Origin of the sequence: Shimia fortis, from assembly GCF_040225985.1 — a bacterium.
Lineage (GTDB): Bacteria > Pseudomonadota > Alphaproteobacteria > Rhodobacterales > Rhodobacteraceae > Shimia.
On sequence record NZ_JBBPEU010000002.1, the window covers coordinates 296,970 to 320,664 of the forward strand.

A 23,695-nucleotide genomic window follows, 5' to 3' on the forward strand; every position below is an offset into this window, starting at 1 on the left:
GCCTACCCTGCTAAGAGGGCTTCAAGTTCGGCAGTGAAGGCCGGAATGTCAACTGTTTCGGGTTGTGGGCGGCGGTCAAGCACGGCCTGCGCACGGGTTTGCGCCGCCTCGGTCATCTCGCCGCTTGCCGCGGCGACCTCCTGCATCTCGGCAAAATCACCGTTGCAGTGCAGCACCACGTCACATCCGGCGGCAATCGAGTCGCGCGACCGGGTGGCAAGTGGCCCTGACAGGGCCTGCATCGAGATGTCGTCGGTCATAATCAACCCGTCAAACCCGATCTCGTCCCGGATCAGGCCCATCATCACCTGAGAGGTCGTTGCGGGGGCTTCGTCCAGCGCCTCGTAAACCAGGTGCGCGGTCATGCCCATCGGCAGATCATTCAGCGCCTTGAACGGGGCAAAGTCGCGGTCCAGCGCGGCGCGGTCTGCCGACACGCGTGGCAGGTCCAGATGACTGTCGGCCTGTGCGCGGCCGTGACCGGGAATGTGTTTCAACACGGAATAGACGCCGCCGGCGGCCATGCCCTCGGCCACGGCCCGGCCAAGGGATGCGACCAAGTCTGACGACATGCCATAACAGCGGTTTTTCAGGAACGGGTGCGTTTCCGCGCAGGCCACATCGACCAGCGGTGCACAATTGGCATCAATCCCAAGCGCGCGCAGTTCATGCGCCGTGATGCAATAACGCAGGTACATGGCACGTTCAGCGGCATCACCCGCAGCCGCCACAAACTCAAGCGGCGGCGTCCATTCGGTGGCCAGCGGCTGGCGCAGCCGTTGAACCCGCCCACCTTCCTGATCAATCAGGATCGGCGCATCGTGGGCCACGCAATCACGCAACTCGTCACACAGGGCGCGGATCTGGTCGGCGGTGTCGATATTGCGTGCAAACAGGATGAACCCGAACGGGCGCACATCGCGAAAAAACGCCTTTTCGTCTGCCGTCAGGCGCAGCCCTTCGCAGCCCAGAATGGTCGCTCCGAACCGCGTCACCGTGTGGTCACCGGAATACAGTCAGCCCCTTCGGCCTTGAGCGCGGAACACAGGCGGCGGGCATCGCTGAGATCAGCAAAGCCCATCGCGCGCAGGCGATAAAAATCACGCCCGCCGCTGCGCGCCTTCTGGATCACGCGGGTCTTGTCGCCAAGGTAATCCTCGTATCGAGTGTTCATCTTGTTCCATTCCGCCGCGGCGATCTCGGTGCTGGCAAAGGCGCCAAGCTGTACCATGTGGGTGCCCGCGGGAATGGTCTCGGGGTCGGTCACGGTCGGGGCGGCGGCAATCGGATCGGTCGAGGCCACCTGAACCGGCGCCGCAGCCAGACCCGCAGGCCGGACCTGCGGACGCAGGGACCGCTTCAGACCGCCAATGATCTCGGGCTTTTCCTCTGGGGCTGCTGTGGGCGCCTCGTCTTCGGGCGCCACCGCCACATCGCTCAGCGAGACCTTGACAGGGGTTTCTTCGGCCTCGGTAGCCGGGGCCAGCGGGGTCACGTTGCTGGCCAGCTTGTCGGCCAAAGCTTCGATCGATTCAAGCTGGGTCAGGTCCAGCGGTGCCGGGGCCTCGATGTCAATTGTCTCGGTCGCGGGTGGGGCGTCGGCGGTCACGGTGGCCTCAGTTGCAGGCACCTTGACCGGCGTCGCTGTCAGGTCGTCCTGCCCCAGATTGATTGGGGGCGGCGCAAGGATCACCCGATCCGTCGGACCGGCCGCTTCGCCATCGGCAGCAATCGCGTTGACGGCAAGGCCCTGATGCGCGGCCTGTTGTCCGCCGGGGTCTTCGGGGCGGGTGCGCATCGGTCCTTCGACCGCGCGCACCACCGGCACGCCACTCACGTCACGCACAAGCAACTTGTAGCCCCAGACACAGGTGCCCGCCACAAGCGCCAATGAAACCGCCGCACCGGCCCAGTTGACCAATATCCCCATCGAGCGGGCCGACCGGGGAGACTCCCCCTGTTCTGCCGCTGCGTATTCCGCTGGAAAATCTGTCATGCTCGCCTCGCTCCACCGGCGAAGCCGTGTCGCCGGGGTTGTCTTGCCTAAACCTCAACCCCGCGCGACGTGCAGTTTTATCGCATCTCTTGCGCGGGCTTGACCCCAAGAATACCAAGACCAGCAGAAATAACAACGGCTACGGCGCGCGCGAGGGCGATTTTCGCCTGCGACGTCACAACATCGCCGTCTTGGATAAAGCGCAGCGACGCGTCGTCGTTGCCCTTGTTCCAGAACGCGTGCAATTCGCTGGCCAGTTCATAGAGATAGAAGGCGACGCGGTGCGGTTCGTGGGTGCGGCCCGCGATTTCCACAAGGCGCGGCCACTCGGCGATCTTTTTGGCCACCGCGATCTCGGCCGGATGGGACAGTTTCGACAGGTCGGATGCCGCCAGCGTGGCGTCGTCGGCGGCGATGCCCGCCTCGCCCGCCTTGCGCAGCACCGAACACACCCGCGCATGGGCGTATTGCACATAGAAAACCGGGTTGTCCTTGGACTGTTCCAGCACCTTGTCAAAGTCAAAATCCAGCGGCGCGTCGTTCTTGCGGGTCAGCATCACGAAACGGGTCACGTCCGACCCGACCTGATCGACCACGTCGCGCAGGGTGACAAAATTGCCGGCCCGTTTGGACATCTTGAACGGCTCGCCATTCTTCCACAGCTTGACCAGCTGGGTCAGCTTGATGTCCAGCGGTACGGTGCCGTCCGACAGGGCCGACACGGCAGCTTTCATGCGTTTGACGTACCCTCCGTGGTCCGCGCCAAATACATCAATAAGCTCGTCGAAGCCTCTGGAAACCTTATCATAATGATAGGCGATGTCCGGCGCGAAATAGGTCCACGCCCCATCTGATTTCTTGACCGGGCGATCCACGTCATCGCCATGGTCGGTCGAACGGAACAGGGTCTGTTCGCGCGGTTCCCAATCTTCGGGTTTCTTGCCCTTGGGCGGCTCGAGCACGCCTTCATAGATCAGGCCCTTTTCGTCCAGCGCATTGAGCGCAGCCTCGATCCGGCCCGTGCCATAGAGCGACTTTTCCGAGAAGAATTCGTCCATCTCGACGCCAAGCGCCTTGAGGTCAGCGCGGATCAGATCCATCATCGCCTCGGTTGCGAACTCGCGCACCTCGACAAGCCAGACATCCTCGGGCTGGTTGACATAGGCATCGCCCACCTTGTCCTTGAGCGCCTCACCCACCGGGATCAGATAGTCGCCGGGATAGGTGCCGTCTTCGAAGGCGACGTCCTGACCATGTGCCTCAAGATAACGCAAGTACACCGACCGCGCGAGCACATCGACCTGCGCCCCGCCGTCATTGATGTAATATTCGCGGGTCACGTCATAGCCAACGAAATCCAGCAGGCTGGCCAGCGCGTCGCCAAACACGGCCCCGCGCGTGTGGCCCACATGCAGCGGGCCGGTGGGGTTGGCCGACACGTATTCAACATTGACCTTTTTGCCCAGTCCCATGGTCGAACGGCCAAATCCGGCGCCGGTGTCCAGTGTCGCCTTGATCAGTGCCTGCCACAGTACCGGCGCCAGACGCAGGTTGAGAAAACCCGGACCAGCCACTTCGGCGCTGGTCACGCGGTCATCTTCGGCCAGCTTGCCTGCCAGCACATCGGCGATGTCGCGGGGTTTCATCTTGGCGGGTTTGGCCAGCACCATCGCGGCGTTGGTGGCCATATCTCCATGCGCAGCATCGCGCGGTGGCTCGACCGCGACATTGGCGAAATCCAGGCCCTCGGGCAACGCGCCCTCGGTTTGCATCTGTTCCAGCGCGGCAATCACCAGCCCGCGCATTTCGGTGAAAAGGTTCATCTGAGCCGTCCTTGATAGGTTTGGACGGGGTTTACCACCACTGGCGGTCAGGTCAACCGATCACACCGTCCGCCCCTTGTAGGTGCCGAACAACCGCTCGTGCTCCTGCAGCGCGTAGCGGTCTGTCATGCCCGCGATATAGTCGGCCACGATCCGGGCCAGCGCGGTTTCATCACAGGCGCTGTCGATCTCGCTGCGCCAGTTCTCGGGCAGCAGCGACCGGTCGGCCATATAGGCGGGAAACAGATTTTTCAGCACCTGCGTGACCTCGGCCCGTTTCACCATGACCGTGGGCGCGCGGTACATGCGCGTGAACAGGAAGGCGCGGATCTGTTTCAGATCGGCCCAGAGCGTCGGCGAGAACTGCACCACAGGCGCACCGTTTGCCCGGATATCCGCCACAGAGCTGGCGCCGCTTTCCTTGATGAGATGCTGTGAGGTGTCGATGACATCGCCCACCATCACGCCAAAGACCCGGCGCAGCGCCTCGTGGCGGCGGCGCACCCGCGCAAGGCCGGGGTATTTGCGGTCCACGGCGGCGTAAGCCTCTGACAGGATCGGCAGTTCCGCGACCTCGTCCTCGGTGAACAACCCGGCCCGCAGCCCGTCCAGCAGATCATGGTTGTTATAGGCAATGTCATCGGCCAGAGCGGCCACCTGCGCCTCGGCGCTGGCGTAGGTATGCAGTTCAAGGTCGTGTTTGGCGTTATAATCCGCCAGTGCGAAAGGCAGCGTGCCGGTCACCGGCCCGTTATGTTTGGCAATGCCTTCCAGACACTCCCATGTCAGGTTCAACCCGTCGAAATCGGCATAATGCCGTTCAAGCGAGGTGACAATTTTCACCGCCTGCGCATTATGGTCAAAGCCACCGTAGGGCTGCATCAACTCATCCAGCGCATCTTCTCCCGTATGGCCAAAGGGCGGATGGCCAAGGTCATGAGCCAGCGCGACTGCCTCGGTCAGGGAATAATCCAACCCCAGCGCACCGGAAATCGTCCGCGCCACCTGCGCCACCTCAATTGAATGGGTCAGGCGGGTGCGGAAATAATCGCCCTCATGTTCGACGAACACTTGGGTCTTGTGTTTCAGCCGCCGAAAGGCGCTGGCATGGATGATGCGATCGCGATCCCGTTGAAAACAGGTGCGAAACGAGCTTTCCTCTTCCGGCACGCGCCGTCCCCGGGCGGTGCTTGGATCGGATGCATAAGGCGCGCGCATGTCTGCTGGTCCTTGTGGCCTGTGCTTATGGTTTCTATATTGCACATATGACCGGGAAATGAACCGGCGAAATTGGCGTGACCTTCTTAACAAGCACCTGTCAGGAGTGACAAAATGCAGCTGCCACCGAAAGTGACGGAACGGGCCTTTGAACGTTTGGCCGAAATCGGTGCCGCGTCGCAGGGCCAGGGCCTGCGCGTGGCCGTAGAAGGCGGCGGGTGTTCGGGGTTTCAGTATGAAATCAAGCTTGACGCGCCGGCCGACGACGATCTTGTTCTGGAAGGGGGCGGCGAAAAGGTTCTCGTGGATTCCGTGTCGCTGCCGTTTCTGGCAAATGCCGTGATCGACTTTACCGAAGAACTGATCGGCGCGCGTTTCGTGATCGAGAACCCGAATGCCACGTCGTCCTGCGGGTGCGGCACCAGTTTCTCTATGTAAAACAAAATTTTGTCAGGCTTTCTTCAGCTTGAGATGAAACCCTGAAAGGCGGGTTTTCAGGCGCGGGGCCAGCGGGCCTGGAGCGTTGTGCGGTTGCATCTGGTCATAGATCAGGAAGATGCCCGACCCGATGACAATTGCGACGCCCAGATAAATATGCGGGCCCGGGATTTAATCGAAAACCCATGCCCCGAGGATCACCATCCAGACGAATTGCAGGTTCATCAGTGGGGTCACTGCATAAGCGGCCAACATCCGCAGCGACACCACCAACAGCCAGCGCGCAACGAACAGCACGCCCCCATAGGCGGCGACCCAGACCATGTCTGTGAGTGGCATGGATTTATATACAAAAGGCAGGGCCGCCGCCATAACCGCACCTAGCGCGAGGTTCGGATAGAACACCTGCGCCAGCGCATTGGTTTCAAACCGGCCGATATAGCGCGCCAGCACCATCGACAGGGTGCCACAGAGGCACGCCGCCAGAGCGATCAGGTGCCCCGTGGAAACCGACGCCAGCCCTTGCGGAAACAGGCGCAACACACCGATGAACCCGGCCCCAAGCGCCCCCCAGGCCAGCGGGCGGACATGTTCGCCAAGGAACAGGCCGGAAAACAGCCCTGCGAACAAAGGCATCATACCGATGAAAACAAAGACCTCGGCAAAGGGCAGCAGGCGGAAGGCGTGGAAAAAGGCGACCGATCCCGCAATCGTCACCCCCGCCCGAAGCGCCATGGCGCGCGGACAGGTGGTACGCAGGGTCTGCCGTTGGTGCCCGAACCGGGCCGACAGCACCGAAAGCGCGGCCACCAACAGGCCCGAAACCGCAAAGAGCTGCGGGGCGGCATAGCCATGGGACAGGAATTTGGTGATCGCATCCGCGGATGAAATCATCAGCGTGTAGATCACCACCAGCGCCGTTCCGGTCAGGGCTGCCTTGTGCATACCCCTGCCCTCACAATCCGACCACGGCGGCATCCGCACGCGCGAACCCCTGGAAAAAGGCACCAAACCGGTCACAAGAGGTTTCGGCCCAAGAGACAACGGCCTGTGCATCTTCGGACAGGTTGTCCAGAACGGTCGCGCGCATCTTGCCCCAGTCGTCGCTGCGGTCATCCATGCGGAACATGCATTCAGACAACTCGCGCAAGGGCCCCGGCCCGCCTTCGGGACGGAAAAAGGCCATGCGTTCGGCGCTGACGGGCTTGGCAAAGGCGGTGTCGCCAGTGTCGGCCAACCGCCAGTTGCAGACCAGAAATTCGTGATAATCATCCTGCGGCAGGCCCGGCGCGCCGGTCTCGACCTCAAACAGGTGGGTGTGGCGATCCAGCCAGCGCGCCCAGACCTCGGGCACGTCGAACCCGCCATAGCGCATGGCAATACAGACCTCGGCCAGAAGGTCGGCATTCTGTTCCAGAAACGCCAAAAGGCCTGTGAATTCCAGCGAGGTGCCGGTTTCGGCATCAAGCATTGGGTCTTTGCGCCCGTATTCCGACAGGTAGAACACCGCGTGGGTCAGCTCGTAGGCGGCTTTTTTGTTGGGCATCGCAAAGGTGGCGGAACGCGCGATAAAGGCGCGCATCCGGTCTTCGAGGCCTGCATCTTCGGCCAGCGGATCCACCCCCCGGCGGGTCATCAGGCGACGGGCCTCCATGCGTTGCAGATCGGATAGTTCGGCGCGGGCAAAGCCCTGCCTGGCCACCCAGTCGGCCAAAGCGGGCCCCTTTTGTCCCGACATGCCAAGGTCTTCGAGATCAAGACAGATCGACAGCAGGAAGCGGTAATATTGCGGGAAAAACTGAAGTCGTTTTTCCACCTTGTCGTAAAACCCCTGATAGGCGGCCAGCCCCTGTTCGGACACGGGCGCGCCCGTGCATTCCAGAATATTCAGAAGCTCGGCATTTTCCTTGAGCCAGAACACGTCATCCCCGAACCGGCGATGGCGTGCAAAGCTTTGCATCAGGGCAGCGGCGCGCTCGGCACGGGGCAACCGACGGGACGGGACGTCAAGGTGCACGATATTGGTCATGTCAAATCTCCCTCTTCTGTGTGAAGGGGCGCAACCCTGCGCCCCGTTCCCGCTGGCAGGTCGGATCAGAGACCCGAGGTGAACAGTTCGGCGCCTTCGCCCGCCTCGGCCGTGGCATCGGCCTTGGGGGCCAGACCGCTGGTAAACATCTGCACCAGCCCCGAAGTGAACATCTCGGTTGCGTCTCCGGCATCGGTCGACGTGCCGCTGGCCGACAGACCGCTGGTGAACATCTCGGTGCCTTCACCTGCGGTGGCGTTGGCCGTCGCCTTGGGGGCCAGACCCGAGGTGAACATCTGTACCAGACCGCTGGTGAACATTTCGGTCGCCTCGCCTGTCCCGGACGAGGTGCCGCTGGCCGACAGACCCGAGGTATACATCTCGAGCCCTTCCCCAGAGGCCGTGGTCGCCGCCCCGGTTGGAGCAAGGCCGCTGGTAAACATCTGGACAAGGCCCGAGGTGAACATTTCGGCACCGCCCCCGGTCAGGGCATCAGGCGCCATGTCGGGCGACAGGCCGGACGTGAACATTTCAGTCTCGAGACCATCATGCATACTGGTCCCTGAACGGTGCAGCGCACGGTTCGCAAAGACTTCGTTAACCATTTGGGCAGACTTTTGAGCGAGCATTTTGGAAACCCTCCAGTGGTAGTTTCGTGTTGAAGTTTTGAGCCTCTTCACGCTTGCACGTTAAACGGGTTTTGCAAAACTATTTTTCCCCTTTTTGGTGTTTATTATCCCTCCAAACACATCAAAAATCACCCCCAAACACCTGAAATATAGTGACTTTTTGCGGTGTAATTATTTGCCATTTTTATGCCGCATTTATGCCACATTTGCGCCACATTCGGCCAAACGGCATGATCCAAACGCGTTTCTCGCACCGGTTCGACCGGAAAAATTCGCAGAATCGGCAGGGGTGATTCCTCGGGGGAACGCCTGTGCTCTCTCCATGACTTGCAGGGGCGAATCCCCCCTTGCATGCCCCGCCCCCCTGCGGGATACAAAAGAGGCAGGACAACGGGAGAGCCGCCATGAAAGTCGCAACCTTCAATATCAACGGCATCAAGGCGCGTATTCTGGCTCTGCCGCAATGGCTGGACGAGGCCGACGCGGATGTGGTGGTGCTTCAGGAAATCAAATCCGTGGACGAGGCTTTCCCCCGCGAGATTTTTGAAGATCGCGGCTATCAGGTGGAAACCCACGGCCAGAAGAGTTTCAACGGAGTCGCGATCTTGTCGCGACTGCCCCTAGAGGATGTCACCCGCGGATTGCCCGGTGATGACGCCGACGAACAGGCGCGCTGGATCGAAGCCACAGTGATGGGAGAGGTGCCAATCCGTGTCTGCGGCCTGTACTTGCCCAATGGCAACCCCGTCGAGATCGAAAACGGCGTGCCGGTGGCAGGGGGCAAATATGCCTATAAGCTCGCCTGGATGGAACGGCTATATGCACGGGCGCAAGAGTTGCTGGCGCTGGAGGAACCGTTCCTTATGGCCGGGGATTACAACATCATCCCGCAAGACGAGGACGCACGCCGCCCCGAAGCCTGGCAGGAAGATGCACTGGCTCGCCCTGAAAGCCGCGCCGCCTTTCGCCGGATCGTGAATCTTGGCCTGACAGAGGCGTTTCGCGCCACCACCCAAGGCGGCGGCCATTACAGTTTCTGGGATTACCAGGCAGGGGCCTGGAACCGCGATGACGGCATCCGGATCGACCATTTCCTGTTGAGCCCGCAATGTGCGGACTTGCTGCTGGATTGCCAGATCGACAAGGACGTACGCGGACGCGAAAAACCGTCGGATCACGTGCCCGTCTGGGTCGATCTGGCGGCCTGACCTGTCAGGGGCAGAGGCAGGTCAGTTCAGGTCGGGATCTTTCCAGTACTTCGTGCCGGTGGCCGAGGTCGCAACCCGCCAGCCCTTTTTCGAGAGATAAAACACCCTGCGCCCGTCCACGAACTGGGCCTCTTGCCGCTGCGCATCCTCGCCCGACATGGCGCTGGCGCGCGCGGTGGCGTCATAGCCGTTTTCGACAAAATCCTGAAACAGTGCGGCCTCTTCGAACAGGATCACCAGCTTGCGTTCAAAGCCGCCAATGCCGAAGGCGATCCCGACACCGCCGGTGCCCATTTTCATATAGGTGCGCGCGCCACTTTCGCGCGCGACGGCGACCCCCCGCCCATAGCCTGCCGCGGCCCCGGCCAGCGTGATCTGCCGCGCGTCAAACGCAGCATAGCCATAACTTTTCTGGAAAAGCGCGGCGGCCTCGGGGTCTTCGGCCAGAAGTTGTGCAAGGGTGTCATCCGCCACCGCGTCCATGCGGGTGCGGGTGGCTTCGGGGGTGTCCTCGTTCGAGGCCATTTCGACCGCCGAATCGAGGCTGTCGCCCACGGCAGTGGCGGCCTTGTCGACCACCTTGCCCACATCCTGGGCGGTGTTGCCGACCGCCGCGCCGGCCTCGCTCGCGCCTTCTTTGACCTTTTCCCATAGGTTTTCGGCAGACAGGGACAGAGGAAGAAAGCCAGCCGCAACAGCGGCAAGGATCACGTGGCGCATGGGTAAAGTCCCGTTCAGGTTCGGTTGAGAAAAGGATAGCACGCGCGCGAGGCGGGCAAAGGAGAAATCTGTCGGGGGGACCGGCAGCCCCCCCTGCCCTAGCCTTCCGCTGTGACGTCGTAGCGATAAATCCAGTCGAACTGCTGCAACAGTTTCTTGGGCGCCAGACTCGAGGCCACACGCAACCCAAGATGGGCCCCGAAACGCAGCGGTGGTAGCGACAGGTGGTATTTCCATGCGTTGCCATTGGCGGTTTCAACCACCTTGGACGCGCGGGCATGACGACGCGCCTGATAAGCGGCCAGCCCCTCGGGAAGGTTATCGGCCTTGTCCAGCGCGTCGGCCAGAACCCAGGCGTCCTCCATGGCCATGACCGCCCCCTGCGCCATGAAGGGCAACGTCGGATGGGCCGCGTCGCCCAGGATCGCGGTATGCCCCTTGTGCCAGCTGCGCGCCACCGGATGCCGGAACAGGCCCCAGACGCCTACGTTCTCGACCGCGCCAAGCAACCGGGCAGTGTCGCCGCCGAAATCGCCAAACGCCTTACGCAGGTTGTCGGGATCGTCGCGATGGGTCCAGCCCTCTTCGGCCCAGCCCATCCGTTCCTGCACGGCCACGATATTAACGATTTCGCCGCCCCGCAGGGGATAGCTGACCACATGCCGGTGCGGGCCCATGTGCACGCGGGCCACGTTCGGATGGTTCATGGTATTGGGCACGGTCGCCCGCCATGCCACCTGCCGTGTAAAGAATGGCGCGGTCACGCCGTTCAACTCGGGGCGCAGTTTCGAATGCAACCCGTCCGCCCCGACTACAAGATCGGCGCGCGTCTCGGCCCCGTTGGCCAGATGGATCACGGGGGTGTCGGTCGCCTCGATCCGCGCGACCCTTTGCAACAGGCGGATCTTGATCCCCTGCGCCCGTACGGCCTCTGCCAGAAGGTCGATCAGGTCGGCGCGGTGCAGGAAGAAATAGGGTTGATCGGCCGGCAGCAAACCAAGGTCCAGCCGCGACACCAGCCTGCCCGCTTTGTAATCACGCAGTTCCACCGCCTGCCCCTGCACGGCGCGGGCACGCAAGGCGTCTTCCAGACCCAACGCGCGCAGCACGACAAAACCGTTCGGGCTGACCTGAAGTCCCGCGCCGACCTCGGTGATGGCCTCGGCCTGTTCCAGAACCGTGACCTCGGCACCGCGCGCCCGCAGGGCAAGCGCCGCCGTCAGGCCGCCGATACCGGCGCCGACAATCTTGATTTTAAGACCTGCGAGACTCATGCGTTCCTTTTGAAACGAAAAACGCCGGGGCAAAAGCCCCGGCGCCCGAAATTTTTCGCAATCACGACGGTTTAATCGTCGCGGTGCACGCGCTCGCGGCGTTCGTGACGCTCTTGCGCTTCAAGGCTCATGGTGGCGATCGGACGCGCATCCAGACGCTTGAGCGAAATCGGTTCACCCGTCACTTCGCAATAGCCGTATTCGCCTTCGTCGATCCGGCGCAGTGCCGAGTCGATCTTGGCAACCAGCTTGCGCTGGCGGTCGCGGGTGCGCAATTCAAGCGCGCGGTCGGTTTCCTCGGAGGCACGATCGGCCACGTCCGGAATGTTGCGCGTGCTTTCCTGCAACCCTTCGATGGTGTCGCGGCTGTCTTCAAGAAGCTCATCCCGCCACGCGATCAGCTTGCGGCGAAAATACTCGATCTGACGATCGTTCATGAACGGTTCGTCCTCTGCCGGACGATAATCGTCAGGCAGGAAAGTTTCTGCTTTCATGCTAGTTCCCTCGTCGTGGCTAACGTCCGTCATCGTGACTTCCTCAGACATCAGACCCCCCTTAACTCTGGGCACGGCAATAGCGGGTTCCCAAGGGATTGTCACTAGTCAAAGCACTGTTTTGCCCGGTTTCACGTAAATGCGATGCAAAAGAAAGCAATCCACCGTTTCCGTATAGGAAACAAGCCAGTACCACGTCAGCGGGCCTCCGGCAGGCGGCAGGCACAGAGAAACCTGCATCACTTTTCCGCACCTCCAACGAATCCACCCTGCCGCGACGCCACGGCCCGCCTTGCCAAAGCGCCCTGCCCCCTTTACCTCGTTGTCTGACAAATCAAGGACTGACGCGCGCTTGCAAGACTTGCAGGAAGGGATGAACATGACGCACCGTTTTGAAGGGACAGCCAGCTATGTGGCGACAGATGACCTGACCGTGGCCGTGAACGCAGCGGTGGCGCTGGAACGCCCACTGCTGGTCAAGGGTGAACCGGGCACCGGCAAGACCGAGCTGGCCAAACAGGTGGCCAACGGGCTTGGCCTGCGCATGATCGAATGGAACGTGAAATCCACGACCAAGGCACAACAGGGGCTTTATGAATACGACGCCGTCAGCCGCCTGCGGGATTCCCAGCTTGGCGAAGAACGCGTGCATGATGTGAAAAACTACATCAAGAAAGGCAAGCTTTGGGAAGCCTTCGAGGCGGATGAAAAGGTTGTGCTGCTGATCGACGAGATCGACAAGGCCGATATCGAGTTTCCGAACGACCTTTTGCAGGAGCTCGACAAGATGGAGTTCCACGTCTACGAGACCGGCGAAACCATCAAGGCGCGACAGCGCCCGATCATCATCATCACCTCGAACAATGAAAAGGAACTGCCCGACGCCTTCCTGCGCCGCTGTTTCTTCCATTATATCCGCTTCCCCGAGCATGACACGATGAAACAGATCGTCGAGGTCCATCACCCGGGAATCAAGGAGTCGCTGCTGACCACGGCCCTGACGCGGTTCTATGAAATCCGCGAGACGCCGGGTCTCAAGAAAAAACCGTCGACCTCGGAAGTGCTGGACTGGCTGAAACTGCTTCTGGCCGAGGATCTTGATGCAGAAGACCTGCAGCGTGACGGGGCCAATGCCCTGCCGAAATTGCACGGCGCGTTGCTCAAGAATGAACAGGATGTGCACCTGTTCGAACGCCTGGCTTTCATGGCGCGATCACAACGTGGATAATTCTGGGCGAAAGGGCGTGATTATTTCTGGTTCACGCCCTATTGTCGCCTAACTAGCCCCCTAGCCATGGGGCATGCCACCTGCGGATCGCCCGCGCCGGGAGAACGGAATGCCGACAGATCAGAACGGGAAAAACACCATTGTGATCCGTGCGTTACGCGCCGAAGATCAAGCGCAGTGGCGTGGTCTCTGGACGGCATATCTCGACTTTTACAACACGACCGTGCCGGAAGAGGTTTATGAAAGCACTTTTGCGCGGCTGATCGGCGACGACCCGCAGGACTTTTCCTGCTTTGTCGCGGAAAGGGATGGCACCCTTGTCGGGCTGACCCATTACCTGTTTCATCGCCATGCGTGGAAGGTCGAGAACACCTGTTACCTGCAAGACCTTTACGCCGCCCCCGAGGCGCGCGGCACCGGCGTTGGCCGTGCCCTGATCGAGGCCGTCTATGCCGCCGCCGATGCGCAGGGCAGCCCCTCGGTCTATTGGCTGACACAGGATTTCAACGAAACCGCGCGCAAACTCTATGACCGTATCGGCAAACTGACACCCTTCATCCGGTACCAGCGGCCGTTATGAAACGTTTCGCGCTTCCCCTTTGCCTGCTACTGGGTGCCTGTATGTCAGCCCCGCAGAGCGAGCCGCCCACACGGGCCGCGGTGGCGGACACAACCCTGCCGCCGATGAAGATCTTTGCAAGCCCTCAGCCGGCCCCGCCCCTGCGGTCAAACCGCGACATCGCGCGCGATTTTCTGGACCTGTCCTTCAAGATGGAGAGCGGGCGCACCCTGCCCATCCTCACCCGGTTCGAAGGCCCGATTACCGTGCGCGTCACCGGCCGCCCGCCTGCAAGCCTGCAACCCGATCTGACGCGCCTCATCTATCGGCTGCGCAACGAGGCGCGGATCGACATCAACGTCAGCAATGCCAAGGACGCCAATATCACGATCGAGGCGATCTCGCGCCAGCAGATCAAGCGCAGTCTGCCGCATGCCGCCTGTTTCGTGGCCCCGAATGTTTCGACCATTACGCAGTACCGCAGCGCCCGCAATTCGACCAAAACCAACTGGTCGCTGCTGCAAGGGCGCAGCAAGCTGGCGATTTTCCTGCCCAACGATGCCAGCCCGCAAGAGGTGCGCGATTGCCTGCACGAGGAACTGGCACAGGCGCTTGGCCCCCTGAACGACCTCTATCGTCTGTCTGACAGCGTCTTCAATGACGATAACGTGCATGCCGTGCTGACCGGGTTCGATATGCTGGTGCTGCGCGCTTATTACGATCCGTCGCTCGCCAATGGCATGACCCGCGAACAGGTCGCGGCACGTCTGCCTACGATCCTTGCGCGGATCAACCCGCGCGGACAGGGGCGGTCGCCGGTCTATCTCAAGGAAACGCCGCGCGACTGGATCAACGCGATCCAGCGCGCCCTTGGACCCGGCACCGGTGCCGCCGAACGGCGCGCCGCCGCCCAGCACGCCCTGAACATCGCCCGCCGCGAAGGCTGGTCCGACCATCGCCTCGGGTTCAGCCATTATGCGCTGGCCCGCCTGTTGCAATCGGTTGATGCAGACCGGGCGCATACGCATTTCCTTTATGCCGATCAGGCCCTGCGCCGCGCGCCGCATGCCGAGCTGCACCGCGCCTTTGTCGCAACCCAGCTGTCGGCCTACAAAATCTCGGCCGGACGCGGCAACGAAGCCCTGTCGATCATCACGCCGCAGCTTGACGTAGCGGCCCGGTCGGAAAACGCGGCCCTTTTGTCAACGCTGATGCTCTTGCAGGCCGAGTCGCTTGAGCTAAGTAACCGCGCTCAAGAAGCCGAAACCGTACGTCTGGACAGTCTGGGCTGGGCAAGATACGGGTTTGGCCCGGACTGGGCGGTGCGCGCCAAACTGCGCGAAATCGCGGCGCTCAGCCCGCTCAAAGGGAGATACTGAGCCAGATGATCGTGATCTTTTCGACCATATTCGGGGCGCTACTGGGCACCCTGATCGCGAAGCGACGCAAGGGAAAACGCCTTGATATCTTGCAATATGCAGCCGCCTACGCGATTGCTTTTGCCATCCTCGGTCTGTTTTTGACCATTTTCGTACATCGCCTGGCGGTCTGATCCCATGTTCCTGCCCTTCTTCGAAAACCTCAGAAACGGTGGCGTGCCGGTATCCCTGCGCGAATACCTGAGTTTTCTGGAAGGGGTGAAATCGGGGCTGGCGACCTATGATATCGAGGCGTTCTATTTTCTGGCGCGCACGATCATGGTCAAGGATGAACGCAATCTCGACAAGTTCGACCGCGCCTTTGCCGCGACCTTCAAAGGGCTTGAACAGATCAGCATGCAGGACGTTCTGAACGCTGTCGACATCCCCGGCGACTGGCTCGAGAAGATGGCCGAAAAGCACCTGTCGCCCGAGGAAATGGCCGAGATTGAATCGCTTGGCGGTTTCGACAAGCTGATGGAGACGCTGAAAGAGCGGCTCAAGGAACAGGAAGGCCGTCACCAGGGCGGCAACAAATGGATCGGCACTGCCGGCACATCACCCTTCGGCGCCTATGGCTACAACCCCGAAGGCGTGCGCATCGGCCAGAAAGAAAGCCGCCACCAGCGCGCGGTCAAGGTCTGGGACAAGCGCGAATTCCGCAACCTTGACGACAATATCGAGCTTGGCACCCGCAACATCAAGGTGGCGCTGAAACGCCTGCGCCGCTGGGCCCGTGACGGCGCCCATGACGAGCTGGACCTTGACGGCACCATCCGGGCCACCGCCGAACATGGCTATCTTGATGTGAAAACCCGCCCCGAGCGGCGTAACGCGGTCAAGGTGCTTCTGTTCCTTGATATCGGCGGCTCGATGGATCCGCATATCCGCGTGGTCGAAGAACTGTTCTCGGCGGCGCGATCGGAATTCAAGCACATGGAGCATTTCTACTTCCACAACTGCCTCTATGAAGGCGTGTGGAAAGACAACCGCCGCCGCTGGGACCAGCAGACCCCGACATGGGAGGTTCTGCGTACCTACGGGCCGGATTACAAATGTATTTTCGTGGGCGACGCCTCAATGTCCCCTTACGAGATCGCCTATCCCGGCGGTGCCAACGAACACTGGAATCAGGAGGCCGGGCAGGTCTGGCTGGAACGGGCCCGCGACCAATGGGCGTCTCACCTCTGGATCAATCCTGTCCCCGAGAAATACTGGGGCCACACCCATTCGATCCAGATGATCCGCGAAATTTTTGAGGACCGCATGGTCCCGATGACCTTGCAAGGTATCGAAGCGGGCATGAAAGAACTCACCCGCTAACCCATCAACCCCCAAAGTCCCAAGAACGCCACTGGCACGAACAGCCAGCCCTGCGGCAGTTTCGCATAGGAATTCTTGCGGATCGGCACGATGAGCAACCCGATCACGGCCACACAGCCCGCCATGGCCGTGCCTGCGGCGCCCAGACCTTCATTGCCAAGTGCTCCGAAGAACAGGAACAGGCTGGTCAGCACCAGGAACCCCGTGACCAGATGCCAGCACAACAGCATGGTTTCGCGCACGATTGGCAGAACATGCTCGTCCGTGGACAAGGGTTTTGCGCATTCGCGCCCGCCCATTACGGCATGGACCGCGGCCCAAAGCCCCGCAAGCGCAGCTGCCAGAAAGAGCGCAAAATTCATCAGGATTACTCCACCAATCAATTCAATCATATATGCGCAGAAGGCATATGAGAACGCATCCTGTCAACAAATCGAAAGCTTTTGGTGATGTTGCTTGCTGAGCGCCCCTCTCTGCCCCATATCTAGGCCATGTTGCGATTTACTCCGATCCTTCTGGCCCTGATGTATGGCTGGCTGATGTTCCGCATGTCGGCCTGGCGCACCGCGCGCGAACTGGACGAACGGTCCACGGAACTGGCCGATCCGACCCTTGTGCCCCTGATCCGCAAGATGGCGCAGGCGCTCGATCTGCCGCGCATTCGGGTGCATATCTACGAAATCGACCCCGTGAACGGGCTGGCCGCGCCGGACGGGCGCATCTTTATCACGCGCGGGTTCTACAACCGGTACCGCGCCGGCGAAGTCAGCGCCGAAGAACTCTCCAGCGTGATCGCACATGAACTGGGCCATGTGGCGCTGGGGCATTCGCGCCGCCGCATGATCGACTTTTCCGGCCAGAATGCCCTGCGCACGGCCATGGCGATGGTGCTCAACCGGTTCCTTCCGGGGATCGGCCCGCTGCTTGCGGGTTTTGCCACCACCCTCCTGGCGGCCCGCCTGTCGCGCGGCGACGAATACGAGGCCGACGCCTATGCCGCAGCCCTGCTGACCAAATCCGGCATCGGCACCGCTCCGCAAAAATCCCTGTTCCACAAGCTGGAAGACCTAACCAAGACCAAGGGCGGCACCACTCCCGCCTGGCTCTTGAGCCACCCCAAGACAGCGCAGCGGATCAAGGCAATCGAGGACCTTGAACGCAAATGGGGCACGATCGCGCCCTGACTTTTTCTTGGGTAAAATACCTTGGGGTGAATTGACGCCACCGGCGTCAAGAGGGGCAACGCCCCTCCCTATCTGCCACCCTGCCCGCTGACTGCCTTGGCCAGCCGTGGCAGGCGCGCCTTCTTCAACAAACGCCGCATGTCCCACGCCTCGCCCGACAGGCGCTCTGCCTCGCCCCGGACCGCCTCGGCCACGCCCTGCACCAGATCGGGCTGGGCCTGCCAAATGCCAAACAGCAGTTCATCCGGCGCAATCCGGTCCAGCCCTTCCTCGAACAGGATGTGTTTGGGAAAATCCTTGGCGTTCACAGTGACAATCGCATCTGCAGACCCGGCAATCGCCGCCGCCAGGACATGTGTGTCGGACGCATCGGGCAAATAAAGCCGGTTTTCCAGCGACGAGGGCCAGCTTACTTCGGCCTTGGGCCAGGCCGCACGGGTCAGGGCAATCTCTCCACGCGCCTGCGCCTCGCCCTGCGGGCCGATCTTGCGCGCCGCCCGCGCCCATTCTTCAAGGATACGCGCAGACCAGAGCGGCTGGAACGCCCCTGCCCCCGCCACGCCCAGCAGCATTTCACGCATAACCGTCGGATAGATCACGCAAGTGTCGAGCAGGTAGCGTTTCACAGGCGGAAGAACAATGACTTGAGATAACCGCTCTCGGCCAGTTGCGGCATCAGGGGATGGTCCGGTCCGGCAAAGCCCGTGTGGATCAGTTGCGCATTGCGCCCCGCACGCCCGATGCCGCGCACCGAGGCCCCACGGAACCGTGTCAGGTCTGCCGCGTGGGAACAGGAGCAGAGCACCAGATAGCCACCCTCGGCCACCAGCGGCGCCGCAAGGCGTGCCACACGTTCATAAGCGCGCAGCCCTTTTTCCATTGCGGGTTTCGATGGTGCAAAAGCGGGCGGATCACAGATCACAACATCGAACTGTGCGCCCTCTTCGCCAAGCGCGGCCAGCACGTCAAACGCATCGCCCTTGCGGGTCTCGAACCGATCGGCAAACCCCGAAGCCTGCGCCCCCGCCTCGGCCAGGTCAAGCGCTGCTGCGGACCCGTCCACCGAGAGGGCCGAGGCCGCGCCACCGGCCAGCGACGCCAGTGCAAAGCCGCCCACATGGCTGAACACGTCCAGAACCTTTGCATCTTTGCAAAGCCGGGCGGCAAATGCGTGGTTAGGACGTTGATCATAGAAAAGGCCGGTCTTCTGCCCGCCGGTCAGGTCGGCCATATAGGTCGCGCCATTCATCACGACCGGCAGGGGCGCGTCGGGCGCGGTGCCGATCAGAGTGGCGTTTTCCTCATCCAGCCCTTCAAGGGTGCGGGCGCGGCCCGATCCGTTCTTGAGCACGGTGGTCACGCCGGTCGCGCGCTGCAAGGCATCCGCCATTGGGCCGATCAGGGCCTCGGCCCAGGCGGCGTTGGGCTGGATCACGGCAGTGTCGCCGAACCGGTCTACCACAACGCCCGGCAACCCATCGGCCTCGGCATGGATCAGGCGATAGAACGGGGCCGGAAACAGCCGGTCGCGCATCTCGACGGCCCGCGCAAATTTCGCAAAAAGCCACGCCTCGTCGATCACGGCTTCGGGGTTGCGGTCCAGCATCCGGCAGAAAATCTTGGAATTCGGGTTGACCGCGACAATGCCCATCGGGCGGCGCTCGCCATCTTCCAGCAGCGCAAGCGCGCCCGCGTCGATCTTGCGCGTACGGCGGTCGATCACAAGTTCATTATCATAGACCCAGGGAAAGCCGTGCCGGATGGCGCGGGCATTGGCTTTGGGTTTCAGGCGGACAACAGGCAAAGAGGACGGCATCATGCCGTCCTCCTAAAGTGTTTCGGGGCGCCTGAAAAGGTCAGATCGGTTTGACCGGAGACAGCGGCGTAATGCGCGCGGTCACGCCACCCTTGGGCGCCATCCAACCATGCGGCAGGCTCATCTCGTCATGGATAACGCGGGCCAGATGCTGGGTGATGCGGTATTTCTGGGTTAGACCACGGGCCTCGGCCTGCAGCGCCTTCGAGCCGCCATAGCCTTCGAGATCGGCCTTGATCTCACGCGGGCCACGGATCACGGCTCCGGTTTTCGGGTCGCGGATGGTCATCACGAATTCGATCGAATGCACACCGCCAACGCTATAGCGGGTTTTCTCGGTCAATGAATGGAAACGCTTGACCTCGATCTCGACCGCAACGGGCATTGCGCCGTCAAGATCGGCCGACCCCAGCTGGATCGCGCTTTCAAAGATCGCGCCAACCTGGTCATAGCGGTTGCCATAGGCATCGCCGCGCCAGACAATATCGCCCAGCGGATAATAGCTGTTGGCTTCGGACACTTTCAGCGTGGTGGGCACGTTCACATCCATCGCGACCAGTTTGAAAGACGGGGCCGGAACCGCCATCTCGGTCGGGATATTCTCAAGGGGCGCATTTCGGGTTGCGGTATCAACGGTACCACATGCAGCAACGCTCAGCCCCAGAGCGGTCATCAGCGAAATCATTCCAACACGTTTCATCTCAGGTCTCCTTGGACCCCCAGGTCCGTTAAGCACGAGAGACAATTTGATCCTGAATTGAGGCAAGATTGCGTCAAATGCGGTTCGATTCAGTGGAAATGTGGCTAATTTCCCGGTGTTTCAAGGAAAATCAGGCCGGATCAGCGCGGGCGTGACCGCCATCCGCCACGCCGCCGGGGCGTGGTCAGCGTGACCAGACCCTGCCGCAAAACCTCGGTCATGGGGTGGTCTGCGTGGTCGGGCGCGTAGTGTTCCAGAAGGGCTTCGATCGCGGACTTGTTGTCGTGGTCCACGGGGATCGAGAGTGCCCAATCCAGGAAAATAGACCTGCATTCGCCCGCCGTGATCCCCTCGATCCGATAGCTTTCGCGGATCAGCCCCTTGGGATCGACCTCTTCCACAGCCATGTCACGCCCCTTTTCCCGGTGCCCGCGTCAATGCGGCGTCGATGATTGCGGCGGCCTGCGCGCCTTGACGGGTCAGCGCCTGTTCCAGATCGTCCAGCCGCTCCATCCCGGTTTCCCGCAACAGAAAGGCCGCCCCGCCGACACCGATCACACTCTCGGACAAGTCCTGTTCGTTCAGCAATTTCGACACCACCTGCACCTGCCAGAAAAGCGCATAAGCCTGTTCCAGCACAGCACAGTCTGCGGCATCAAACCAGTCAATCGCGACACCGTCGCGCAATCCGTCCACTACGGACCGTTTCGGACTGCCTGCCAACAAGGCACCGGTCTGTGACAGAAGCTCGATATCCTGCAGGCGACCCTTGCCGATCTTGGCGTCCCAGATGCCGCTTGGGGGTTTGGCGGCGGCGATGCGGTCGCGCATCTCCTGCACATCGGTACGGATCTTGGCCTCGTCCCCCGGCTCGGCCAGCAAATCCCGCCGGAAGGTTTCGATGTCGTCCTTGACCGCAACATCACCGGCCACGGGGCGGGCGCGGGTGAGCGCCAGATGTTCCCACGTCCAGGCCTGCGTCTTCTGATAATCCATGAATGACGCCAACGAGGTCGCCACCGGACCCTGCGTGCCCGACGGCCGCAGGCGCATGTCGACCTCGTAAAGGCGTCCCTGCGCCATCGGCGCGGTCATCGCCGTGACCATGGCTTGCGTCAGCCGCGCGTAATAGGCGCGCGAGGCCAGCGGGCGGCGCCCCTCCGAATAATCCACACCCGCAGCGTCATAGATCACGATCAGGTCAAGGTCGGAATTGGCATTCAGCCGCCCTGCCCCAAGTGATCCCATGCCCAGCACGGCGGCACCGCGACCCGGTGGGGGCCCATGTTTCTCGGCGAACTTGGCGACCACCTCGGGCCAGAGCGCAGCAAGGCTGGCCTCGGCAATATCGGCGTAGTGCGCCCCGGCCTCGGCCGCCGAAATCAGCCCGCGCAGATGGTGCACACCTACGCGGAAATGCCATTCCTTTGCCCAGCGGCGTGAGGCATCGAGCTTGCGTTCATAGTCATCACCTTCACGTGCAAGAATCGCGGACAGTTCCTGTTGCAGACCGTCCGCATCGGGCCAGGGCGTAAAGAACGATCCGCCGATCACCGCGTCGAACACGCTGGAATTGCGCGACAAATGGCGCGCCAGCGCGGGCGCGGTGCCCACGATATCGACCAGCAGATCCACCAGTTGCGGATTGGCCTCGAACAGCGAAAACAGCTGTACCCCTGCCGGAAGACCGGCCAGAAAACCGTCGAGCGCGACCAGCGCCTGATCGGGATGCGCGGTCTTGTTCAGCCGCTGCAGGAGGTCTGGTTTCAGCCTTTTGAAAATCGCCACCGCGCGTTCGCTGCGCAGGGCCGGATAGGTCTGCCAGCGGTTGATGATCTCTTCGTCAAAGGCGTGATCGGTTTCGGCCTTGGCGGCATCCGGGGCAAAAAAGCCTTCGGTCAGTTCATGCACTTCGGTCAGACGCCCGGTGATCTCTGCGCGCAGGGCGTTCAGGTCCTGCCCCATCAGGCAGGCGATCCGCTGCAACCCGTCCTCGGATTTGGGTAGGTTATGGGTTTGGGCGTCATTGATCATCTGGATGCGGTGTTCGACCTCGCGGTGGGCGCGATAGTGCCGGGCCAGCGTGTCAGCCACGTCTTCGGGCACCCAGCCCTTTTCGGCCAGCTTGCCCAATGCGGGCACGGTGCGGTTGTCACGCAGATAGGGATCCCGTCCGCCCGCGATCAACTGTCGGGTCTGGGTAAAGAACTCGATCTCGCGGATCCCCCCGCGCCCCAGTTTCATGTTGTGCCCCTCAAGGGCGATCTCGCCGCCGAGACCTTTGTGTTCGCGGATGCGCAGGCGCATGTCATGGGCATCCTGAATGGCGGCAAAATCCAGATGCTTGCGCCAGACAAAGGGCGTCAGTGTTTTGAGGAACCGCGCGCCGGCGTCAAGGTCACCCGCCGAGGGCCGCGCCTTGATATAGGCGGCGCGCTCCCATGTGCGGCCCAGGCTTTCGTAATAACGTTCGGCGGCTTCCATCGCCATACAGACCGGCGTGACCGACGGATCAGGCCGCAGGCGCAGGTCGGTGCGAAATACATAGCCCTCGCCCGTCAGGTCGTTCAGCATCGCCGCCATCTTGCGGGTTGCGCGTACGAAAGACGCGCGGGCATCGTGGAAATCATCGGGGTCGAAACGGGTTTCGTCAAACAGGCAGATCAGGTCGATATCCGAGCTATAGTTCAACTCGTGCGCGCCCATCTTGCCCATCGCGATGCTGACCATGCCTCCTGCGGTGGCAACGTCGTCTTCGGTCTGGCCGGGCAGTTTCTTGCGGCGGATTTCGTTCGCAATCGCCGCCTTCAGGGCCAGATCGCTGGCCAGATCGGCATAATCGGTCAGGGCACCCGTCACCTGCTCCAGCTGCCAAACGCCGGCGATGTCGGCCAGCGCGGTCAACAGCGCCACGCGCCGTTTGCCCTGCCGCAGCGCATCGGCCAGTTTGTCCGGCGCCACCTCTTTCAGATCCTCAAATAGTATCTCAAGCGCCGCCTCGGGTGCGTCGAAGGCACCGGGCAACCAGTCTTTCTCTTTTCCGATCAGAGATTTGAGGTATGGGCTGCACCCTGCGGTGCCATGTATCAGCTTGCCAAGATCCCCGGTCAGAGAAGGCAGTTCGGACAGCGCGTCGTCCCCGCGTTCAGGGTCAAAGGCTGTGGGAAGGCGGGTGATGCGGCTTTGAAAATCCATGGCGTGAAAATGCGAATCCCTGCGCTGATCGTCAATGATCTGGCGCAAGCAAATCGCCGCGCCTCATGCGGCGGGTGTATCCTGAGAAAAGCTGTTGCGCCAGCCATCGGGCGTCTGCCGCCAGATCGAGGAAATATACATGCTCTGCCAGTCCGCATTTCCGACGGACAGATACTTGGCGCGATAAGCCAAGAGCACCAGACCCGCCGCCAGTGGCACAAGGCGGGCCTGCTCGATCCGGTAGTCCTGCATGGTGGGGCCATGCTCCAATTCGGCCATATGCCCGGCCCGGTCCGAAAACCCGCTGGGATAGACGCCCAGAAAATCGGGGGTGAGCAAGGCCCCGTCTGCCTGCGGGTCGCCTGCGACAAGCGCCTTCCAGACGGTTTCTTCCAAAGCAAGGATGGTGTCGAGTGTAGGGATTTCGGTCATGGGATCAGGAT

At 61.7% G+C, this 23,695-nt stretch carries 25 protein-coding genes; 8 read left to right on the forward strand and 17 right to left on the reverse strand.

What is annotated here, in order from left to right:
• Positions 1–2: 2 nt before the first annotated feature.
• From nagZ to WNE31_RS04755, 4 genes are all read right to left on the reverse strand, one after another.
• Positions 3–995: a beta-N-acetylhexosaminidase gene (gene nagZ / locus WNE31_RS04740; protein WP_349978552.1), complete on the reverse strand. Its 993-nt coding sequence runs from the start codon at positions 993–995 to the stop codon at positions 3–5.
• The gene (locus tag WNE31_RS04745) at positions 992–1,996 is read right to left on the reverse strand and encodes an SPOR domain-containing protein (protein ID WP_349978553.1); all 1,005 of its coding nucleotides are present in this window, start codon (positions 1,994–1,996) and stop codon (positions 992–994) included. Before WNE31_RS04745 ends, nagZ begins: the two co-directional genes overlap by 4 nt.
• Positions 1,997–2,073: 77 nt before the next feature.
• Positions 2,074–3,819, reverse strand: coding sequence for an arginine--tRNA ligase (gene argS, locus WNE31_RS04750; protein WP_349978554.1), 1,746 nt, complete (start codon positions 3,817–3,819; stop codon positions 2,074–2,076).
• A 60-nt stretch (positions 3,820–3,879) separates the two neighbouring features.
• Positions 3,880–5,037: a deoxyguanosinetriphosphate triphosphohydrolase gene (locus tag WNE31_RS04755; RefSeq protein ID WP_349978555.1), complete on the reverse strand. Its 1,158-nt coding sequence runs from the start codon at positions 5,035–5,037 to the stop codon at positions 3,880–3,882.
• A gap of 114 nt (positions 5,038–5,151) precedes the next feature.
• Between WNE31_RS04755 and WNE31_RS04760 the strand changes: the two genes are divergently transcribed.
• The gene (locus tag WNE31_RS04760) at positions 5,152–5,475 is read left to right on the forward strand and encodes a HesB/IscA family protein (RefSeq protein WP_349978556.1); all 324 of its coding nucleotides are present in this window, start codon (positions 5,152–5,154) and stop codon (positions 5,473–5,475) included.
• Between the two features lie 171 nt (positions 5,476–5,646).
• On the opposite strand, the gene WNE31_RS04765 is transcribed toward WNE31_RS04760, so the two are convergent.
• The 3 genes from WNE31_RS04765 to WNE31_RS04775 form a co-directional block, all read right to left on the reverse strand.
• Complete coding sequence (locus tag WNE31_RS04765; protein ID WP_349978557.1) at positions 5,647–6,420, reverse strand: DMT family transporter; 774 nt, start codon at positions 6,418–6,420, stop codon at positions 5,647–5,649.
• A gap of 10 nt (positions 6,421–6,430) precedes the next feature.
• The gene (locus WNE31_RS04770) at positions 6,431–7,504 is read right to left on the reverse strand and encodes a DUF6902 family protein (protein ID WP_349978558.1); all 1,074 of its coding nucleotides are present in this window, start codon (positions 7,502–7,504) and stop codon (positions 6,431–6,433) included.
• Between the two features lie 65 nt (positions 7,505–7,569).
• Positions 7,570–8,058: a hypothetical protein gene (locus WNE31_RS04775; protein ID WP_349978559.1), complete on the reverse strand. Its 489-nt coding sequence runs from the start codon at positions 8,056–8,058 to the stop codon at positions 7,570–7,572.
• 479 nt (positions 8,059–8,537) lie between these two features.
• On the opposite strand from WNE31_RS04775, the gene xth reads away from it, so the two are divergent.
• Positions 8,538–9,341, forward strand: a complete 804-nt coding sequence (gene xth / locus WNE31_RS04780) for an exodeoxyribonuclease III (protein WP_349978560.1) — start codon at positions 8,538–8,540, stop codon at positions 9,339–9,341.
• A gap of 21 nt (positions 9,342–9,362) precedes the next feature.
• Here xth and WNE31_RS04785 read toward each other — a convergent pair whose 3' ends face one another.
• The 3 genes from WNE31_RS04785 to dksA form a co-directional block, all read right to left on the reverse strand.
• Complete coding sequence (locus WNE31_RS04785) at positions 9,363–10,061, reverse strand: lipid-binding SYLF domain-containing protein (protein WP_349978561.1); 699 nt, start codon at positions 10,059–10,061, stop codon at positions 9,363–9,365.
• 98 nt (positions 10,062–10,159) lie between these two features.
• Positions 10,160–11,335, reverse strand: coding sequence for an FAD-dependent monooxygenase (locus WNE31_RS04790; protein WP_349978562.1), 1,176 nt, complete (start codon positions 11,333–11,335; stop codon positions 10,160–10,162).
• A 71-nt stretch (positions 11,336–11,406) separates the two neighbouring features.
• Positions 11,407–11,862 carry an RNA polymerase-binding protein DksA gene (dksA, locus tag WNE31_RS04795; protein WP_349978908.1) on the reverse strand — a complete coding sequence of 152 codons (456 nt, stop codon included), beginning with the start codon at positions 11,860–11,862 and terminating at the stop codon, positions 11,407–11,409.
• 346 nt (positions 11,863–12,208) lie between these two features.
• Here dksA and WNE31_RS04800 point away from each other — a divergent pair, with 346 nt between their 5' ends.
• The 5 genes from WNE31_RS04800 (at position 12,209) to WNE31_RS04820 (ending at position 16,357) form a co-directional block, all read left to right on the forward strand.
• Positions 12,209–13,057: an AAA family ATPase gene (locus WNE31_RS04800; protein WP_349978563.1), complete on the forward strand. Its 849-nt coding sequence runs from the start codon at positions 12,209–12,211 to the stop codon at positions 13,055–13,057.
• Positions 13,058–13,166: 109 nt separating this feature from the next.
• On the forward strand, positions 13,167–13,637 hold the full coding sequence (locus WNE31_RS04805) for a GNAT family N-acetyltransferase (protein ID WP_349978564.1): 471 nt from the start codon (positions 13,167–13,169) through the stop codon (positions 13,635–13,637).
• Positions 13,634–14,995 carry a DUF2927 domain-containing protein gene (locus WNE31_RS04810; RefSeq protein WP_349978565.1) on the forward strand — a complete coding sequence of 454 codons (1,362 nt, stop codon included), beginning with the start codon at positions 13,634–13,636 and terminating at the stop codon, positions 14,993–14,995. Before WNE31_RS04805 ends, WNE31_RS04810 begins: the two co-directional genes overlap by 4 nt.
• Positions 14,996–15,000: 5 nt before the next feature.
• Complete coding sequence (locus tag WNE31_RS04815; protein ID WP_349978566.1) at positions 15,001–15,168, forward strand: apolipoprotein acyltransferase; 168 nt, start codon at positions 15,001–15,003, stop codon at positions 15,166–15,168.
• Between the two features lie 4 nt (positions 15,169–15,172).
• The gene (locus tag WNE31_RS04820; protein WP_349978567.1) at positions 15,173–16,357 is read left to right on the forward strand and encodes a vWA domain-containing protein; all 1,185 of its coding nucleotides are present in this window, start codon (positions 15,173–15,175) and stop codon (positions 16,355–16,357) included.
• On the opposite strand, the gene WNE31_RS04825 is transcribed toward WNE31_RS04820, so the two are convergent.
• Positions 16,354–16,719: a hypothetical protein gene (locus WNE31_RS04825; RefSeq protein ID WP_349978568.1), complete on the reverse strand. Its 366-nt coding sequence runs from the start codon at positions 16,717–16,719 to the stop codon at positions 16,354–16,356. The genes WNE31_RS04820 and WNE31_RS04825 overlap by 4 nt on opposite strands.
• A gap of 129 nt (positions 16,720–16,848) precedes the next feature.
• Between WNE31_RS04825 and WNE31_RS04830 the strand changes: the two genes are divergently transcribed.
• On the forward strand, positions 16,849–17,541 hold the full coding sequence (locus WNE31_RS04830) for a M48 family metalloprotease (RefSeq protein ID WP_349978569.1): 693 nt from the start codon (positions 16,849–16,851) through the stop codon (positions 17,539–17,541).
• Positions 17,542–17,609: 68 nt separating this feature from the next.
• On the opposite strand, the gene WNE31_RS04835 is transcribed toward WNE31_RS04830, so the two are convergent.
• From WNE31_RS04835 to WNE31_RS04860, 6 genes are all read right to left on the reverse strand, one after another.
• Positions 17,610–18,167, reverse strand: a complete 558-nt coding sequence (locus WNE31_RS04835) for an RSP_2648 family PIN domain-containing protein (RefSeq protein WP_349978570.1) — start codon at positions 18,165–18,167, stop codon at positions 17,610–17,612.
• Positions 18,164–19,360, reverse strand: coding sequence for an RSP_2647 family RNA methyltransferase (locus WNE31_RS04840; protein ID WP_349978571.1), 1,197 nt, complete (start codon positions 19,358–19,360; stop codon positions 18,164–18,166). Before WNE31_RS04840 ends, WNE31_RS04835 begins: the two co-directional genes overlap by 4 nt.
• Positions 19,361–19,397: 37 nt before the next feature.
• Entirely contained in the window at positions 19,398–20,057 is a 660-nt protein-coding gene (locus WNE31_RS04845) for a DUF6778 family protein (RefSeq protein WP_349978572.1), read from the reverse strand.
• Positions 20,058–20,197: 140 nt separating this feature from the next.
• The gene (locus WNE31_RS04850) at positions 20,198–20,464 is read right to left on the reverse strand and encodes a hypothetical protein (RefSeq protein ID WP_349978573.1); all 267 of its coding nucleotides are present in this window, start codon (positions 20,462–20,464) and stop codon (positions 20,198–20,200) included.
• Between the two features lies 1 nt (position 20,465).
• A complete protein-coding gene (locus tag WNE31_RS04855) occupies positions 20,466–23,252 on the reverse strand; it encodes a [protein-PII] uridylyltransferase family protein (protein WP_349978909.1) in 2,787 nt (928 codons plus the stop codon).
• Positions 23,253–23,315: 63 nt separating this feature from the next.
• Entirely contained in the window at positions 23,316–23,684 is a 369-nt protein-coding gene (locus WNE31_RS04860; RefSeq protein ID WP_349978574.1) for a nuclear transport factor 2 family protein, read from the reverse strand.
• Positions 23,685–23,695: the final 11 nt, after the last annotated feature.